We start from the raw sequence: 17220 nt of genomic DNA on the forward strand, positions 1-17220 counted from the left end.
CTGCTGTGAAAATCAAATGGGACGAACACCCGACCGATCAAGCCGGTTCTTTCAAACCTTTGATGCGACAGATCCATCCCCTTCACACGGGTCAAAATGTAACGCCCTTCATTTGTCGGCTAGGATAATGCGACGCTGCAAAAATAGTTCCTCATTTTCCGGAACTTTTTTATGAAGATCGCGTTGTCAGGTCATTGAGACCATTTACTGGCCTGTAGACGGGAGTTTTTAATGACACTTTCCACTCGAATTGCGCCGCACCTTCCTTATCTGCGTCGCTATTCCCGCGCACTTACCGGCACTCAAACCTCTGGCGACGCCTATGTCGCTGCCGTCCTGGAAGCGATCATCGCCGATCTCTCCATTTTCCCGGATACCGTGAATGACCGCGTCGCACTCTACAAACTGTTCACGCAACTGTTTGGTTCCACTGCAGTCGAGATTCCCGAACCCTCCTCTCCTTATGCCTGGGAACAGCGCGCGACGCTGAACCTTTCCAAGGTTTCGCCGCTCGCCCGGCAGGCGTTCCTGCTCGCTTCAGTCGAGAATTTCCGCGTCTCCGAGATCGCGGACATTTTAGAAATCAGCGACGAGGAAACTATGCAGCTGCTCGACAAGGCCTCACATGAAATCTCGCGGCAGGTCGCGACCGATATCATGATCATCGAGGACGAGCCCCTGATCGCCATGGATATCGAGCAGATGGTCGAAAGCCTCGGCCACCGCGTCACCGGCATCGCCCGCACCCACACGGAAGCGGTCGCGCTCTACAACAGGACGAAGCCGAACATGGTGCTGGCCGATATCCAGCTTGCCGACGGCAGTTCGGGTATCGACGCCGTCAACGATATCCTGAAGACATCGAGCGTTCCGGTAATCTTCATCACCGCCTTCCCTGAGAGACTGCTGACCGGGGAGCGGCCGGAGCCTACCTTCCTCGTGACCAAGCCTTTCAACCCCGACATGGTCAAGGCCCTGATCAGCCAGGCGCTTTTCTTCAACGAAACGACCCGCGTGGCAGCCTGAAGCATGAATTTGGGCCGCGCCGGAACCATTTCCGGCAACGATGCGTTCCGGCTCTGCCGGAGCGTTTCGGTAGCTTTAACGGTTTTTGCAGCGCTTGCTTTTAAAATGATCGGCAGGTTTGTCGGGAGGGCTGACATCCTCCCATGTGTTCGAAGGGACTGAAGAAAGGCGGCCGCGTGAATACGACTGGACCATTGTCCGGAACGCCTTTCACTACCGAAGGCAAGACGGCCGTAATGGAGCGCGCGCTTGCCAGCGCCGGTATCTCGATCTTGTATCAGGAGACAGGCCTCGGCATCCTCTATGCCGAAAATCTTCTCCCTTATTTCCAGAAGCGTTTTGTCGTCGGCGGCGATGACGGTTCGCTGTTTGGCGAAACACACGGCAAATCCCTTGCCGCGATGAAGCAGAGGGTGCTTGAGACCGGCGCCTCCAGCACTGCCGAGGTCGATGTTGCGATCGACGGCGAAGTCAGGACATTCGAACTGAAAGTTCAACGCACCGGCGCGCGCGGCAATTACGGCCTGCTCTCCGTAATTTCCGAAGTCACGGAAAGCCGCCACCGCGAAAAAGTGCTGAAATCTCTTCTGCGCGAGCTTTCCCACCGCTCCAAGAACCTGCTTGCCATCATCCAGGGTATTGCCACCCAGACGGCCCGCAACACTCTTTCGCTCGACGCTTTCCTGATGAAGTTCCGGGGACGCCTCCAGTCGCTTTCCAACTCTCAGGATCTGATCACCGACTCCAGCTGGCGCGGAGCCTTCCTGTTCGAACTCGCCGAAAAGCAGTTCGCCCCCTATTGGCCGGAAACTGCAGGCTCCATGCCGATTTATGGCGTCAACGCCCATCTGACGCCGAACGCCGCCGTGCATCTCGGCCTGGCGTTGCATGAGCTCATCGTCAACTCTGCCTCTTATGGCGCGATTGCCGGTGGTGCGACGTCAATCACTCTGAACTGCCGGGAAGCCGACATCTCCGGCCGCAAGGCGATCGAGTTGGCATGGGTAGAGACACTCCCTAACAGCGCCGATGTGCACGAATTCAGCGAAAACAGCTTCGGCCGCACGGTGCTGGAGCGTGTCGTGCCCTCCTCCGTCAACGGCAAGGCCGAACTGACGCTCGCCCCCGGCCGCATTGAATACCACCTGACAGTTCCGGAAACGGAATTCGAAATCCTGAAGCGCACCTGAGACGTTTTATTTCCCACGCAATTGCGGACGCAGAACCGCCGCAGAGTTTTGCGGGAATTGAATTGCTAAGGCCCAGACGGAAAAACAGCCGGTGCGAGGGCGGCGCACTGGCTGTTTCCACTCACCGGGAGGGGACCGTGAGTTCGTCCGAATGATGGGTTGGGGGCGCGCATGTTGGGTCGATGCGGTCATCATCCGGATATCGCATTAACTACGCTCGTTAACTTTGGTTCCGATGGTTCGCAAAAAAATTGGACTTTTGTCATTTTTGTCCGCAAGCCGAAATCCGAGTGTCGCTCCGGTCCATTCAATTGAAAGGCAAAGATTGCCCAAAGAATTATCACATCTAATAAAATCAATTGATTAGAATGCAGGAACGAAAGAAAATTGCCAAACTTTTACCGTTTGATAAATTTTTGAACCTGAGTTACGATTCCCTCACTGGTCGTTACCAATAAAGAGGGAACTTCAATGGAACGTCTGGAAACTGGGATTCGTGCCGGCCGGCTTTCCCCTGCCGAGTACGAGGCTAATTTTTCCGATCTTCATCCGCGCCTCGACAACCACGAAGCGCTGGTCGCCGCCGACCGCTGCTATTTCTGTTATGATGCGCCGTGCATGACGGCCTGTCCCACCTCGATCGACATTCCGCTTTTCATCCGCCAGATTTCGACCGGCAATCCCTTGGGTTCGGCGAAGACGATCTTCGACCAGAATATCCTCGGCGGCATGTGCGCCCGCGTCTGTCCCACCGAAGAGCTCTGCGAGCAGGCTTGTGTGCGCAACACGGCCGAAGAACGCCCCGTCGAAATCGGCCGCCTGCAGCGCTATGCGACCGATGCGGCAATGGCCGCCGACAAGCAGTTCTACCGGCGCGCCGAACCGACCGGCAAGAAGATCGCCGTCGTCGGCGCCGGTCCCGCCGGTCTCGCAGCCGCCCATCGGCTTGCCGTCAAGGGCAATGAGGTCGTGATCTACGACGCCAGGCCGAAGTCGGGCGGACTCAACGAATATGGCATCGCCACCTACAAGACGGTCGACGACTTCGCGCAGAAGGAGGTCGATTACGTCCTTTCGATCGGCGGCATTGAGGTGAAGCACCACCAGCAGCTCGGCCGCGATTTCTCCCTCTCCGACCTGCAGAGCCAGTATGACGCCGTCTTCCTCGGCCTCGGTCTCGCCGGCGTCAACGCGTTGCGCGTCGACAACGAAAATCTGCCCGGTGTCGATGACGCCGTCGATTTCATCGCCGCGCTGCGTCAGGCCGGCAGCAAGGGCGATATCGCCATTGGCCGCCGCGTCGTCGTCTTGGGCGGCGGCATGACGGCAATCGACGCTGCCGTGCAGGCAAAACTGCTCGGCGCAGAGGAAGTAACCATCTGCTACCGCCGTGGCAAGGAGCACATGAACGCTTCGGAATTCGAGCAGGATCTCGCCACTTCCAAAGGCGTGATCATCCGTCATTGGCTGGCGCCGAAATCCATCCTTTCCCAGGACGGCAAGGTCGCCGCGATCGAGATGGAATATACCAGCCTCGTCGACGGTCGCCTCACCGGCACAGGCGAGACCGGCGTCATCACCGCCGATCATATCCTGAAAGCCATCGGCCAGACCTTCGAAGCCTCGAGCCTCGGCGCGCTGCGCATGGAATCTGGCCGTATCGCCGTCGATGCCGAAGGCCGCACATCGATTGAAGGTGTGTGGGCCGGCGGCGACTGCGTCTTCGGTGGCGAAGACCTCACGGTATCCGCCGTCGCCCATGGCCGCGATGCGGCTGAATCCATTCACCGCACCCTCGCTGCCGCAGCCGCTCCGGCTGTCGCCGTCGCCTGAAGGGGAGAATGAACAATGGCTGATCTCCGCAATAATTTCATCGGCATCAAGTCTCCGAACCCCTTCTGGCTCGCCTCTGCGCCGCCGACCGACAAGGCCTACAATGTCGAGCGCGCCTTCAAGGCCGGCTGGGGCGGCGTCGTCTGGAAGACGCTCGGCGAAGAAGGCCCGCCGGTCGTCAACGTCAACGGCCCGCGTTACGGCGCGATCTGGGGTGCCGACCGCCGCCTGCTCGGCCTCAACAATATCGAGCTCATCACCGACCGCGACCTGCAGACCAACCTGCGCGAAATGAAGCAGGTGAAGATGAACTGGCCGGATCGCGCCCTCATCGCATCGATCATGGTTCCCTGCGAGGAACAGGCCTGGAAATCCATCCTGCCGCTGGTGGAAGAGACCGGCGCCGACGGTATCGAACTGAACTTCGGCTGTCCGCACGGCATGTCCGAGCGCGGCATGGGCTCGGCCGTCGGCCAGGTGCCGGAATACATCGAAATGGTCGTGCGCTGGTGCAAACAGTACACGCGCATGCCGGTCATCACCAAGCTGACGCCCAACATCACCGACATCCGCCGCCCGGCCCGCGCCGCTAAGGCCGGCGGCACGGACGCCGTCTCGCTGATCAATACGATCAACTCGATCGTGTCCGTCGATCTCGACAACTTTGCCCCCAACCCGACCGTCGGCGGCAAGGGCAGCCACGGCGGCTATTGCGGCCCGGCCGTCAAGCCGATCGCGCTCAACATGGTCGCCGAGATCGCCCGCGACCCGGAAACCGACGGCCTGCCGATATCAGGCATCGGCGGCATCACCACCTGGCGCGATGCCGCGGAATTTCTGGTGCTCGGCGCTGGCAACGTGCAGGTCTGCACGGCGGCCATGACCTATGGCTTCAAGATCGTCCAGGAAATGATCACGGGCCTCTCGGACTGGATGGATGAAAAGGGCCACAAGACCCTCGACGACATCACCGGCCGCGCCGTGCAGAACGTCACCGACTGGCAGTACCTCAACCTCAACTACATCGCCAAGGCGAAGATCGACCAGGACGCCTGCATCAAATGCGGCCGCTGCTACATCGCCTGCGAGGACACCTCGCACCAGGCGATCACCAACTTCGTCGATGGCGTTCGCCATTTCGAGGTGATGGACGAGGAATGCGTCGGCTGCAATCTCTGCGTCAGCGTCTGCCCGGTCGAGAACTGCATCACCATGGAGCAGCTTCCGGCCGGCGCTCTCGACAAGCGCACCGGCAAGGTGGTCGACCCGAACTACGCCAACTGGACCACGCACCCGAACAACCCGATGGCCCGTCAGGCTGCGGAGTAAGAATATAAAAACGTTACTGAATGATCCCCCGGCGACGGGGGATTTTCTTTGTATTTGGAACGGGTACGGTTTCGACCAATATCAGCAAGGTATCAGCATGGCCGACCAAGCAAAGATCAGACAGCATCTCGACGCTTGTCGTTTTCTATCTCTGGAGTCTTTCGGACCACATCAGGTAGGAGATTCACAATTCGATTTGATCCTTGAGGTGGCCGAACTAAAAAGTCAGGCTCCACAGGCAGGCAACCAAACATGGGATACTGAAACACTGGCAAGCCTCGACATACAGACGTCTGAGGATGTCCTTCGTCTCCTCGAAAACGCCAACCGTCTGGTTGTCAGCCCGGATTCAGCTATCTTTACGATCCGCTTTGAGGATTACGCTTCATTTCAGATCATGAACGAAACGATGACGCTACCGGAAACCGACGAAGATTTCTCTAAAAAGCTCCGCAGCTACGAAAAGTCTCGCTTTCTCGACTATATGGCGACAGCGACATGCGCATCGGATTGGCTCTCTGAGCCTCTAAGGCATTTCCGCGTCATCTGCGTCAACCACATCATTGATGTCGCCTGCATTGAGGCCCCCATTATCTCAACGAAACCAGCTCGCAATTTCGACGCATGAATGTCAGAGACGACAGAAGTCGACACCCACGGAGAGCGTGCTGACTTCTGCCCAAGACTGAACGTCAAAGCTTGAAGGCTTTGACCTCGTTGCCACGCTCGATCGTGCGGTTGGCAACGAAGCGTCCGGCTTTGGCCGCCTCCTGCTTTTCCGCCTCGATATCCTGCAGCATTGCCTGCAGGCGCTGGATTGCGAGCGCCTTGTTGCGATGCTGCGAGCGCTCGTCCCGTGCCGTCACGACAAGGCCGCTCGGACGATGCAGGACACGAACCGCGCTGTCGGTCGTGTTCTGATGCTGCCCGCCCGGCCCGCCAGCCCGCAACGTCTCGAAATGCAAGTCGGCCGGATTGATCGCCACCTCGTGGCCTTCCGGGACGAGATCGATACGACGAACGGCGACATACCAGTTCTGGCGTTTGTGGCCGGGCCGTACCGGGCTCTTGAAAGTGAACCGGACAGTACCGCAATAGCCAGCTGCAATCTGCTCCGCCGCACTTCCATCGATGCTGAAGATCGCCGATTTCGCGCCATGCTGATCCGGCATCGGCCCGAGGCTGGTATCGACGCTGCATCCTTGCTGGACAGCCTCCCGCTCCAGGATACGCAGGAGCGCAGAGACTGCGATGCGGCATTCTACCGGGCCGTTGCCCGACGTGATGAGGAGATCAATAGCGCTCATGGCCACGCGCCTCCTTCCCGACGATGCTCGGGCTTTCTTCGCCGCTGCTCAACCTCGGCCTCGTCAACCGCCTTTTTGAAGGTCACGAGCGGCCGGAGGCTGGCGACGACTTCGACCAGATTTGCACGTTCCAGATCGGCCACGACCTGGCCGGCATCCTTGTAGGCCGAAGCAGCCTCCTCGATGACCAGCGCGCGGTCGTCGCAAATGGCAACACCGCCCCATGCATTGCGCAGCAACCGTTCCCGCTCGGAGCGGCTGCGACCGACACGCCCATGCATGCTGGCGCGGTCGTATTTGCGGCCCGCCCCATGGGACATGCCGCCGAGCGAGCGGATGACCGCGTCCGTAGCGCGAACCACATAGCTGAGGCTTGCTCGGGATCCTGCAATTGGCGCGAGCTCACCGGGGGTGACGGCAGCAGCACCCTTATAGTGCACAAAACCGCGACCGGAGGACCGGACGAAATTGTGCGGCACATCGGCGACGAGGCTGAGATCGGCACGCAAGACAGCCGCTGCCTTTTCCGCGATCAGCCGGCGATTCAACGAAGCCCAGGATACGCACTGATCATGGCTTGCAAGCCATGCGACAGCCGCTTCCGAGCCAGGTGAAAGACCGGTCGTCAGATCAGGATGAGCTGCAACGGTCTCCGAGAAGACGGCAGCGCCAAGAGCCCGCGAGCCGGAATGGACAAGCAGGTAAAGACCCTGGCCATCGAAACCGGCAGCATCACCGCCGTCGACAAGTGTCTCCACGGCCTGCAGTTCGCAGAAGTGATTGCCACCCCCGATCGTGCCCAGTGCATCCGGAAAGAGAGAAACTGGCAGACCGGCCTCCTCGAGCAATGCCGAGGGATTGCCGATCTCCTGAGATTCTAGCTCACGAAGCCGTTCCGCCGCCTTGTCGATCTTCAATTTGCGCAGCGGCAGATCGAGAGAGAAGAGCGACATGCCGCAGCCGATATCGTTGCCGACAAGCAGCGGAAGCAGCCGGTCCGACGCCAGCGCGACACCTGTTGCTCCATATTTGCCGGGATGCAGATCTGGAAAGGCGGCAATTTCCGAAACGCCCGCAAGACGGGACATTTCGGCAAGTTGATCCAAGGCAGCACCCTCGATCCAGGTGCTGCCGGAAAAGAAATGGTTGATGACTGCAGGCGATGTCGCCTGCACTATCGGGGAGCTTTCGCTCCCAATGGAATTGCCCATGATGATGAACTCTGGATATGAGTGGTCGTTCATCGCGCAACGGCGATGGTCAACCGGCATTTGCCAGCCGAATGGCTGAGTTAAGCCGAAACCCTCTCGGGGCGTGCTGAGATTTTTGTCATCGTGCGCTCCCTTTCCAGAAACAATTGATACCGCCCGTATAGGCGAAGTGAAAAGCAAATGCAAGTCGAGGGCGTATTAATTACCGAACGACTTGCGGTAGGCGCTCGGGCTCGTCCCGAGCCGACGGCGGAAATGGTGGCGCATGGTCGCGAGCGTGCCGAAACCGCTGGCGATGGCGATATCATCAAGTGAGACGGCAAGCTCCTTCTCGAGCAGATCGCGTGCGTGCCGCAACCGCTCCTTCAGCAGCCACTCCCCGACACTGTCGCCCGTCGCTGCCTCGAAGCGGCGCTGGAAGGTGCGCATGCTCATGCCGGCCCTGCCGGCAAGCAGGCTGATCGGCTGCTCCTCGGAAAGCCGCTCGCGCATCCATTCGATCAATGGCCCGAGACGAATGCCTTCCCTTTCCTCCGGCACGGGAGCCGCAATGAACTGTGCCTGCCCGCCCTCACGGTGCGGCGGAACGACGAGACGCCGCGCGACGCTGTTGGCGGCGTCCGGGCCGAAATCGCCGCGCACGACATGCAGGCAGAGATCGATGCCGGCGGCACTGCCCGCCGCCGTCAGGATAGTTCCTTCGTCCATATAGAGCACATGGGCATCTAGGGCGATGTCGGGGTAACGCTCGGCAATCGAGGCGACATAACGCCAATGCGTCGTTGCGCGCCGCCCGGCGAGCAGGCCCGCCGCGGCAAGGACGGCGACACCCGAGCAGAGTGACATCACCCGCGCGCCGCACTCGTGGGCGGTCCGGAGCGATGCGATCAGAGGCTCCGGCACCGGTGCATCGATCGATCGCCAGCCCGGCGCGATGATCAGGTCCGCCTCGTCGAGCAATTCAAGCCCTCTGTCGACCGCAACCGTCAGCCCGCCGGCAGCCCGCAGCGGGCCGGGCTCGACGCCGGCGACCGAGAAACGATACCAGCTCTCGCCCATTTCCGGCCGCGACAGGCCGAAGACCTCATAGGCAATGCCGAATTCGAAAGTGCAGAGCCCGTCATAGGCAAGCACCACGACATGCGGCCCCCGTGTCTTGTGAACATCCGATTCTGGCATGATCTTTACGCTATCAGTCACGATGGCCAATATTGCTCATCACTATCATCGGCAATGATCGGCTGCAACCAAGTCAAGAAAGGACAAGATCATGCCGAGCCCGGTTTCCGAAATTCCCGCCGCCGCACCCGAAGCTGCCGCCGAACACTTCGCCCGCAAACTCGCCTTCGAGACCGACTGTTCGGATGTGAACGCCGCCTTCGCTTCGGGCAAGGTCGATTTTGTGCTGCTCGACGTCCGCTCGCCGGCACTCTTCGCCCTCTCGCATGTTCCAGGCGCCCTCAACCTGCCGCACGGCAAGATGACCGGGCATCGCATGTCACAATGGCCTGCGGATACACTGTTTGTTGTCTATTGCGCCGGGCCGCATTGCAACGGCGCGGACAAGGCTGCACTTCGCCTGTCGCGTCTCGGCCTGTCCGTCAAGCTGATGATCGGCGGCCTGACCGGATGGGCAGACGAAGGTTTTGCTTTCGAGGGCGAGGCAGGCGCTGCCGCCTGATCAAGGATCCTCTCACCGGCAGTGCCCTTCGGGACCGCATTATATGCGGCCTCACACTGCCGGCCACGCAAACAGATCCCGAAGAATCGGATTGCCATTCTCAGCGAAATCCATGTTTTTCTATGATTTTCTCTGGAAATACGCCAAAGCTGCCGTATATCGCTAGTTTGGTCAGTCCTATCCGGGCGGCATCCTATGCGACAACTTGGAACACGGTCAGCATGTCACTTCGCAGTGCCCTACGCGCACAAACAGCAGATTGCCATGCCAAGGTGGACGCCCACTTCGGTAACTTCAGCCTTTCCGATATCCGCGATTACAAAGCTTTCTTGCGCGCCCATGCCCGTGCCGTTCCTTCGATTGAATCGGCTCTGGAACGGACCAGCATCATCAGGCTGCTGCCGGACTGGCCAGAGCGCCGGCGAACATCTCTTCTCCTTGCCGATATAGCCGCGCTGAACGAGCTGCCTCCTCAGCCCCTTCTACAGCCCGAGTTTCACGATGACGCATCCCTCTGGGGCGCGCTCTATGTACTGGAAGGATCGAAGCTTGGCGGGGCCATGCTCGCAAAGGCCGTGCCCGACCACCTGCCGAGCAGCTATCTCAGTCCCCAGGGTCCGAAGGGCGCCATGCGCGTATTTATGAAACGTCTGGATGCAAGTGGCGTTGACGATATCGCAGGCGCAGTTGCGGCTGCACGCGATGTCTTCGCTCTCTTTCTGAAGGCTGCACAGCTCGAACTGGAAGCGGCTTGATGAGCCAGACCACAGCTCCCGTCGATCTGACCAATTGCGATCGCGAGCCGATCCATCAGCTCGGTTCCGTCCAGCCCTTCGGTTTTCTGCTTGCGGCATCCTCGGACTGGATCGTCACCCGTGCCTCCGCAAATCTTTCGGAATTCCTGGCCATAACCCATGCCGAAGCGGTTGGCCGGCCTGTCTCGTCGATTCTTACGCCCGAAGCACTCCACAGCCTTCGCGACAGACTTGCCACCCTGCGCGGACCCGACATCGTCGAACGTATTTTCAGCATTGCGCTGACTTCGGCTAACCGGCGCTTTGACGTCGCAATCCATGTGAGCCACGGCCAGGTCATCATCGAGGGCGAACCTTGCAACGAAGGCAAGGCCGACGCGCCGTCGCTCTCTATGCGCAGCATGATGTCCCGCCTCGACCATACCGAAACGCTGGAGGCCTTCTTCCGCGAAGGCGCCCGCCAAGCCCGCGCCTTGACTGGTTTCGACCGCGTGATGGTCTATCGCTTCGACGATAGCGGCTCCGGCGAGGTCGTGGCAGAAGCTGCCCGGCCGGGTATCGGCTCGTTCCTCGGCCTGCATTATCCCGCGTCCGATATTCCGGTGCAGGCGCGCGCGCTCTATCTGCGCAATCTCTTCCGCATCATTGCGGATATCCATTCGACACCGGTGCCGATCCTGCCCGAACTCGACGAGCATGGCCGCCCGCTTGATCTCTCCATGTCCGTGCTGCGGTCGGTTTCTCCCATTCACATCGAATATCTGAAGAATATGGGCGTCGGCGCCTCGCTCTCCATTTCAATCGTCGCCGATGGCAGGCTATGGGGCCTATTTGCCTGCCACCACTACAGCGCCCGCCTACCTTCGGCCGAAAGCCGCTCCACGGCCGAGCTCTTCGGCCAGATGTTCGCCTCCCGCCTCGAAAGCCGCGAACGACGCCTGGCGCTCGACTACGAGACCAAGGCACGCCGCATCGCCGACCGGCTTCTCACCTCCGTTGCCGACAATGCAAGCCTGCTCGACGATCCGACGTGGCTGATCGACGCGCTGGCGGATGCCATTCCCGCTGATGGTATCGGTGTGTGGATCAACGGGCGGCTGGCGATTGCCGGCCTCGGGCCGAATGAAAAAAGCTTTGCCATCCTTGTCCGCCACCTCAATCGCAATGCCGCCGGCCGGGTCTACGCGGTGGATCGCCTTGGCGAAACCTATCCCGATATCGAAACCGATGGTGCCGTAGCCGGCATGCTCGCCATTCCGATCTCCCGCTCGCCACGCGATTACGTCGTGCTCTTCCGCCAGGAGATTGTGCGTACCGTCCGCTGGGCCGGAGATCCGCACAAGCCCGTGGAATATGGCCCGAACGGCCCGCGCCTCACCCCTCGCAAGAGTTTCGAAGCATGGTCCGAGCTGGTGCGCGGCCGCTCCCTGCCCTTCACCGAAGCAGAGCGCCGCGTGGCGGAAACCATCCGTGTTACGCTGATCGAAGTCGTACTGCGCCTGACCGATGAAGCAAGCATGGCGCGCCAGCTTGCCAATGAACGGCAGGAATTGCTGATCGCCGAGTTGAACCATCGCGTCCGTAATATCCTCGGCCTGATCGGCGGCCTGATCCGCCAATCACAATCGACCTCCATCAGCCTGCCGGATTATGTCCGCCAGCTTGAGGGCCGCGTCCAGTCGCTCTCCAGAGCGCATGACCAGATCACTCGCGACCACTGGGCGCCCGCCTCGCTTCGTCAGTTGCTGCTTGCGGAAGCCGCCGCCTATCTCGGGAAAAATGCCCAGCGTATACGCATGACCGGCGACGACGTGCTGCTCGAGCCGCAGGCCTTTTCCACCACCGCCCTCGTCTTCCATGAACTGGTGACCAACAGCGCCAAATATGGAAGCCTTTCCGGATCCGGCTTTATCGACCTCAGCTGGAGCACGGACGAGGAAGGCAATCTCCACCTGAACTGGCGCGAAAAGGATGGCCCGCCCGTGGTCGAACCGACGCGCCACGGTTTCGGCTCGACAATCATCCGCCGTTCAATCCCCTACGATCTCGGCGGCAGGGCCGAACTTCGCTACATCAGCGATGGCCTGGAGGCCGATTTTTTCATCCCCGCAAAACACGTCAATGCGGTGAGCGCCGCAGGCGAACGTCCCGCACCGGCCCCGGTGGAAATTGCCGAGCGCAGCAAGGCGGCGGCCAATGACGAGCTTCTCTGCGGGCTCAATGTGCTATTGGTCGAAAACAACCTCATCATCGCCATGGACGGCGAAGACATTCTGCGCCGTCTGGGCGCGGAGGTCGAGACCGCGCCAAGCGTCGCCGACGCGATTGAACTCCTGGCCGGCCAGTCCTTCGATCTGGCGCTTCTCGATGTCAATCTCGGCGATGAGACCAGCTTCGCCATTGCCGACCGTCTAGCCGCCAGTAACGTGCCTTTCGTTTTCGCGACAGGCTACGGTGAGGGGATCGCGCAGGCGCACAGCCATTCGGATGCGCCAGTTCTGCAAAAGCCCTATACGATCGAGGGAGTGACGGACATTCTGGTTCGCATGCCTCTCCCAAAGAGATCCTGATCGTCAGGTGCCGGAACGATCCGGCCTCAACCCGCCAATGAAAAGCTGCTCCAGGAAACGCGCCGCATCCTCGAAACGCCCGTCGCCCGAATGCTCTTCGCCGAGCACAGCGCGAACCTGCACGTCGAAATCGGCATAGTGCTGCGTCGTCGACCAGATCGAGAAGATGAGGTGATAGGGATCGCAATAGGCGATCTTGCCGCTCTTGATCCAGGTGCGGATGACGGCCGCCTTTTCATCGACCAGCTCTTTCAGCGGTCCCTTAAGCATATCGAGGACGTGCGGCGCGCCCTGCAGCATCTCGTTGGCAAAAAGCCGGCTCTCGCGGGGGAAATCGCGCGCCATCTCGAGCTTGCGGCGGATATAGCTGCGGATCTCCGATTCCGGATTGCCTTCCGCATCGAAGGCCCTCAGCGGCTCCAGCCAGTTGAAAAGCACCCGGTCGATCAGCGCGCGGTGCATGGCTTCCTTGGTGCGGAAATAATAGAGGAGATTCGGCTTCGACATGCCGGCCACCTCGGCGATCTGGTCGATGGTCGAGCCGCGGAAGCCGCTGACCGAAAACACATCGAGCGCCGCCTCCAGGATCTGCTCTTCCTTCTCCTCCTGGATGCGTGTCCGCCGAAGTGTCTTCGCCGCTCTCGGTATGGCCATCCGCTCTTTTCCCCTTGAAATTCAACTCCTTCGCTCAAGATTGAAAGAACGGCCCCTCCCGCCGCTTTAATGGGCACTTGCCGGTATGTTTGCCCTTATATTTCTATGTATTTTTCGTGATTTTCGTCTTGAGCGCAGCGATGGAAGTTGTAATGTTTACCAATCGGTCAAATTATCCGCCAGATAAAAAACAAAGGCAACTGGCGATTTTCCAGCGCTGACAGAACAACAAGCAGCAGCGGGATTTGACCACGGGAACATGGCGGGCATGCACCTTGCATGACTGCCGCAAAACAGGTGAGGACTTTCAATATGGTGGCAGCGCCAGGCGAAAACATGCGCATCAACGGGGACCGTCTCTGGGACAGTCTCATGGACATGGCAAAGATCGGCCCGGGAATAGCCGGCGGCAACAACCGCCAGACGCTGACGGATTCGGATGCCGAGGGCCGCAGCCTTTTCAAAAAATGGTGCGAAGACGCAGGCCTGACCCTCGGCGTCGACAAGATGGGCACGATGTTTGCGACCCGCCCCGGCACCGACCCCGATGCGCTTCCCGTCTATGTCGGCTCGCATCTGGATACCCAGCCGACCGGCGGCAAGTATGATGGCGTGCTCGGCGTGCTCGGCGCTCTCGAAGTCGTCAGGACAATGAACGACCTCGGTATCAGGACCAAGCACCCCATCGTCGTCACCAATTGGACCAATGAGGAAGGCGCCCGCTTTGCGCCCGCCATGCTGGCATCAGGCGTCTTTGCCGGCGTTCATAGCCTGGATTTCGCCTATAATCGCAAGGATCCCGAAGGCAATCTCTTCGGTGACGAGTTGAAGCGCATCGGCTGGGTTGGCGATGAGGAAGTCGGCGCCCGCAAGATGCACGCCTATTTCGAATATCACATCGAGCAAGGCCCGATTCTCGAAGCCATGAACAAGCAGATCGGCGTCGTCACCCACTGTCAGGGCCTATGGTGGCTGGAATTCACGCTGACCGGCAAGGAGGCCCATACCGGTTCGACGCCGATGAACATGCGCGTCAATGCCGGCCTTGCCATGTCGCGAATCCTCGAAATGGTCCAGGGTGTCGCCATGGGCGAACAGCCGGGCGCCGTCGGCGGCGTCGGCCAGGTCTTCTTCTCGCCGAATTCCCGCAACGTGCTGCCGGGCAAGGTGGTCTTCACAGTCGACATCCGCTCGCCCGACAAGGCCAAGCTCGACCGCATGCGGGCAAAGATCGAGGCCGAAGCGCCGAAGATCTGCGATGCGCTCGGTGTCGGCTGTTCCATCGAAGCGATCGGCCATTTCGAACCCGTCACCTTCGACGAAAAGCTCGTCACCTCCGTCCGCTCCGCCGCAGACCGCCTCGGCTACTCCCACATGGACATTATCTCCGGCGCCGGACACGATGCCTGCTGGGCCGCCAAGGTCGCGCCTGCCACCATGGTCATGTGCCCGTGCGTGGGTGGTCTCTCGCATAACGAGGCCGAGGAGATTTCCAAGGAATGGGCAACAGCTGGCGCTGACGTGCTGTTCCATGCGGTCGTCGAGACGGCGGAGATTGTGGTGTGATGGCATCGGACTTACCAACGACTTATCTCGATTATCCTGATGCCTCTAAGTTATACTTTCAGCAAAATGCCGACGATCTTGCATGGGCGAGTGCCAATGAGACGCCGGTGAACGAAGGTCCGTGGGGCGACGTCCCCAGTGTGCAGATCTTCTACGTTGGCATCAACACGGCAGGCGAGCGGATCAGGCTTCCGCAAATATCGAGCTTTTGGCGCTATAAACCTTCTGGTGTTCAACTGGCCTATTCAGATGACCACGCCCGAGATGCGCCGCACCAGACCTATTATCTTTCTGGGCCTGGGCCTAGCGTGGTTCGAATCGAACTCGGCCCTTCCATGCCCGGCATACTGATCGAACGTCCCAGGGGTAACCAACCCGTACAGTCAACCGGACTGATCGATGGCAAGGATTTCTACTTTCACGAAAGCGATGGTTTTTGGTCCTTGTCAGTCGGCGGCACAGATGTCGTTGACCAGCCCGACTGGTATTATGAGGAAGAGCACGACGCGCCCGACGAACTGAGTGAGGAAGCAGTCTACAGCCTCATCGCCAAGGGTGCAGCGCTCCTGCGAAGTGGCACGCCCACGATGACAGTTAAGCAGTAACAGGAACAAGACCGCACGGAAAAGGAACAGCAGCCATGACTACAGTCATCAAGAACGGCACCATCGTCACGGCCGACCTCACCTACAAGGCGGACGTGAAGATCGACGGTGGCAAGATCGTCGAGATCGGCCCGAACCTTTCCGGCAACGAAGTACTGGATGCCACAGGCTGTTACATTATGCCCGGCGGCATCGATCCGCACACCCATCTCGAAATGCCTTTCATGGGCACCTATTCCTCCGACGATTTCGAGAGCGGCACGCGTGCGGCGCTTGCCGGCGGAACGACCATGGTCGTCGATTTCGCCCTTCCCTCTCCCGGCCAGTCGCTGCTTGAAGCGCTGACCATGTGGGACAACAAGTCCACGCGTGCCAACTGCGACTATTCCTTCCACATGGCGATCACCTGGTGGGGCGAGCAGGTCTTCAACGAGATGAAGACGATCGTTCAGGACAAGGGCATCAACACCTTCAAGCATTTCATGGCCTACAAGGGCGCGCTGATGGTGAACGACGACGAGATGTTCGCCTCCTTCCAGCGCTGCGCCGAGCTTGGCGCCCTGCCGCTCGTCCATGCCGAAAACGGCGATGTCGTCGCCTCCCTGTCGGCCAAGCTGCTCTCGGAAGGCAACAACGGCCCGGAGGCGCACGCCTATTCGCGCCCGGCCGAAGTCGAGGGCGAGGCCACCAACCGCGCCATCATGATCGCCGACATGGCCGGCTGCCCTGTCTATATCGTCCACACCTCATGCGAACAGGCCCATGAAGCGATCCGCCGTGCCCGCCAGAAGGGCATCCGCGCCTATGGCGAGCCGCTGATCCAGCACCTGACGCTCGATGAAACCGAATATTTCGACAAGGACTGGGACCATGCCGCCCGACGCGTCATGTCCCCTCCCTTCCGCAACAAGCAGCATCAGGACTCGCTTTGGGCCGGCCTCGCCTCCGGTTCGCTGCAGGTGGTGGCGACCGATCACTGCGCCTTCACCACGGCGCAAAAGCGCTTCGGCGTCGGCGATTTCACCAAGATCCCGAACGGCACCGGCGGCCTCGAAGACCGCATGCCGATGCTCTGGACCTATGGCGTCAATACAGGTCGACTGACGATGAACGAATTCGTCGCCGTCACCTCGACCAACATCGCCAAGATCCTCAACATCTATCCGAAGAAGGGCGCGATCCTTGTCGGCGCTGACGCCGATCTCGTCGTCTGGGATCCGAAGCGCTCCAAGACCATTTCGTCGAAGACCCAGCAGTCGGCGATCGATTACAACGTCTTCGAAGGCAAGCAAGTCACCGGCCTGCCGCGCTACACGCTGACGCGCGGCGTCGTGGCCATCGAGGAAGATACGATCAAGACCCGCGAGGGCCATGGCGAGTTCATCAGGCGCGAGCCGGTCACCGCCGTCAGCAAGGCGCTGTCGACCTGGAAGGAGATCACCGCTCCGCGCAAAGTCGAACGCACGGGCATCCCGGCAAGCGGGGTGTGATAT

The 17220-nt window shown here is 60.1% G+C and carries 15 protein-coding genes; 11 read left to right on the plus strand and 4 right to left on the minus strand.

Going from position 1 to position 17220, the window contains the following annotated elements:
- Positions 1–231 precede the first annotated feature (231 nt).
- The 5 genes from KQ933_RS14590 (at position 232) to KQ933_RS14610 (ending at position 6006) form a co-directional block, all read left to right on the plus strand.
- Positions 232–1026 carry a response regulator gene (locus KQ933_RS14590; RefSeq protein ID WP_183732144.1) on the plus strand — a complete coding sequence of 265 codons (795 nt, stop codon included), beginning with the start codon at positions 232–234 and terminating at the stop codon, positions 1024–1026.
- A gap of 194 nt (positions 1027–1220) precedes the next feature.
- Entirely contained in the window at positions 1221–2216 is a 996-nt protein-coding gene (locus KQ933_RS14595) for a sensor histidine kinase (RefSeq protein WP_216758916.1), read from the plus strand.
- A 471-nt stretch (positions 2217–2687) separates the two neighbouring features.
- Positions 2688–4049, plus strand: coding sequence for an NAD(P)-dependent oxidoreductase (locus KQ933_RS14600; protein WP_216755553.1), 1362 nt, complete (start codon positions 2688–2690; stop codon positions 4047–4049).
- Positions 4050–4064: 15 nt separating this feature from the next.
- Entirely contained in the window at positions 4065–5378 is a 1314-nt protein-coding gene (gene preA / locus KQ933_RS14605; RefSeq protein ID WP_216755554.1) for an NAD-dependent dihydropyrimidine dehydrogenase subunit PreA, read from the plus strand.
- 97 nt (positions 5379–5475) lie between these two features.
- On the plus strand, positions 5476–6006 hold the full coding sequence (locus tag KQ933_RS14610; RefSeq protein ID WP_216755555.1) for a hypothetical protein: 531 nt from the start codon (positions 5476–5478) through the stop codon (positions 6004–6006).
- A 64-nt stretch (positions 6007–6070) separates the two neighbouring features.
- Here KQ933_RS14610 and prfH read toward each other — a convergent pair whose 3' ends face one another.
- The 3 genes from prfH to ftrA all read right to left on the minus strand — a co-directional run bounded on the left by prfH (position 6071) and on the right by ftrA (position 9096).
- On the minus strand, positions 6071–6685 hold the full coding sequence (gene prfH, locus KQ933_RS14615; RefSeq protein WP_216755556.1) for a peptide chain release factor H: 615 nt from the start codon (positions 6683–6685) through the stop codon (positions 6071–6073).
- A complete protein-coding gene (locus KQ933_RS14620; RefSeq protein WP_253958242.1) occupies positions 6682–7896 on the minus strand; it encodes an RNA ligase RtcB family protein in 1215 nt (404 codons plus the stop codon). Before KQ933_RS14620 ends, prfH begins: the two co-directional genes overlap by 4 nt.
- Positions 7897–8094: 198 nt before the next feature.
- The gene (gene ftrA / locus KQ933_RS14625) at positions 8095–9096 is read right to left on the minus strand and encodes a transcriptional regulator FtrA (protein WP_216755557.1); all 1002 of its coding nucleotides are present in this window, start codon (positions 9094–9096) and stop codon (positions 8095–8097) included.
- A 70-nt stretch (positions 9097–9166) separates the two neighbouring features.
- Here ftrA and KQ933_RS14630 point away from each other — a divergent pair, with 70 nt between their 5' ends.
- The 3 genes from KQ933_RS14630 to KQ933_RS14640 all read left to right on the plus strand — a co-directional run bounded on the left by KQ933_RS14630 (position 9167) and on the right by KQ933_RS14640 (position 12902).
- A complete protein-coding gene (locus KQ933_RS14630; RefSeq protein WP_216755558.1) occupies positions 9167–9577 on the plus strand; it encodes a rhodanese-like domain-containing protein in 411 nt (136 codons plus the stop codon).
- Between the two features lie 221 nt (positions 9578–9798).
- Positions 9799–10332, plus strand: coding sequence for a biliverdin-producing heme oxygenase (locus tag KQ933_RS14635; protein ID WP_216755559.1), 534 nt, complete (start codon positions 9799–9801; stop codon positions 10330–10332).
- Positions 10332–12902: an HWE histidine kinase domain-containing protein gene (locus tag KQ933_RS14640; RefSeq protein ID WP_216755560.1), complete on the plus strand. Its 2571-nt coding sequence runs from the start codon at positions 10332–10334 to the stop codon at positions 12900–12902. The genes KQ933_RS14635 and KQ933_RS14640 overlap by 1 nt, the downstream gene beginning before the upstream one ends.
- A 3-nt stretch (positions 12903–12905) precedes the next feature.
- On the opposite strand, the gene KQ933_RS14645 is transcribed toward KQ933_RS14640, so the two are convergent.
- A complete protein-coding gene (locus KQ933_RS14645; protein ID WP_216755561.1) occupies positions 12906–13556 on the minus strand; it encodes a TetR family transcriptional regulator C-terminal domain-containing protein in 651 nt (216 codons plus the stop codon).
- A gap of 312 nt (positions 13557–13868) precedes the next feature.
- Between KQ933_RS14645 and KQ933_RS14650 the strand changes: the two genes are divergently transcribed.
- From KQ933_RS14650 to hydA, 3 genes are read left to right on the plus strand one after another with little or no spacing between them, the layout of a single operon-like run.
- Positions 13869–15122 carry a Zn-dependent hydrolase gene (locus KQ933_RS14650; protein ID WP_216755562.1) on the plus strand — a complete coding sequence of 418 codons (1254 nt, stop codon included), beginning with the start codon at positions 13869–13871 and terminating at the stop codon, positions 15120–15122.
- Complete coding sequence (locus tag KQ933_RS14655) at positions 15119–15727, plus strand: hypothetical protein (RefSeq protein WP_216755563.1); 609 nt, start codon at positions 15119–15121, stop codon at positions 15725–15727. The genes KQ933_RS14650 and KQ933_RS14655 overlap by 4 nt, the downstream gene beginning before the upstream one ends.
- A 35-nt stretch (positions 15728–15762) precedes the next feature.
- Positions 15763–17217, plus strand: coding sequence for a dihydropyrimidinase (hydA, locus tag KQ933_RS14660; RefSeq protein WP_216755564.1), 1455 nt, complete (start codon positions 15763–15765; stop codon positions 17215–17217).
- Positions 17218–17220: the final 3 nt, after the last annotated feature.

This window comes from Rhizobium sp. WYJ-E13 (assembly GCF_018987265.1).
Taxonomy (GTDB): Bacteria; Pseudomonadota; Alphaproteobacteria; order Rhizobiales; family Rhizobiaceae; genus Rhizobium.

Coding starts and splice junctions, on each gene's coding strand:
- prfH (WP_216755556.1), bottom strand. CDS start 6,685: ATGAGCGCTATTGATCTCCTCATCACGTCGGGCAACGGCCCGGTAGAA.
- preA (WP_216755554.1), top strand. CDS start 4,065: ATGGCTGATCTCCGCAATAATTTCATCGGCATCAAGTCTCCGAACCCC.
- KQ933_RS14635 (WP_216755559.1), top strand. CDS start 9,799: ATGTCACTTCGCAGTGCCCTACGCGCACAAACAGCAGATTGCCATGCC.
- hydA (WP_216755564.1), top strand. CDS start 15,763: ATGACTACAGTCATCAAGAACGGCACCATCGTCACGGCCGACCTCACC.
- KQ933_RS14630 (WP_216755558.1), top strand. CDS start 9,167: ATGCCGAGCCCGGTTTCCGAAATTCCCGCCGCCGCACCCGAAGCTGCC.
- KQ933_RS14600 (WP_216755553.1), top strand. CDS start 2,688: ATGGAACGTCTGGAAACTGGGATTCGTGCCGGCCGGCTTTCCCCTGCC.
- KQ933_RS14620 (WP_253958242.1), bottom strand. CDS start 7,896: ATGGGCAATTCCATTGGGAGCGAAAGCTCCCCGATAGTGCAGGCGACA.
- KQ933_RS14590 (WP_183732144.1), top strand. CDS start 232: ATGACACTTTCCACTCGAATTGCGCCGCACCTTCCTTATCTGCGTCGC.
- KQ933_RS14610 (WP_216755555.1), top strand. CDS start 5,476: ATGGCCGACCAAGCAAAGATCAGACAGCATCTCGACGCTTGTCGTTTT.
- KQ933_RS14650 (WP_216755562.1), top strand. CDS start 13,869: ATGGTGGCAGCGCCAGGCGAAAACATGCGCATCAACGGGGACCGTCTC.
- KQ933_RS14645 (WP_216755561.1), bottom strand. CDS start 13,556: ATGGCCATACCGAGAGCGGCGAAGACACTTCGGCGGACACGCATCCAG.
- KQ933_RS14640 (WP_216755560.1), top strand. CDS start 10,332: ATGAGCCAGACCACAGCTCCCGTCGATCTGACCAATTGCGATCGCGAG.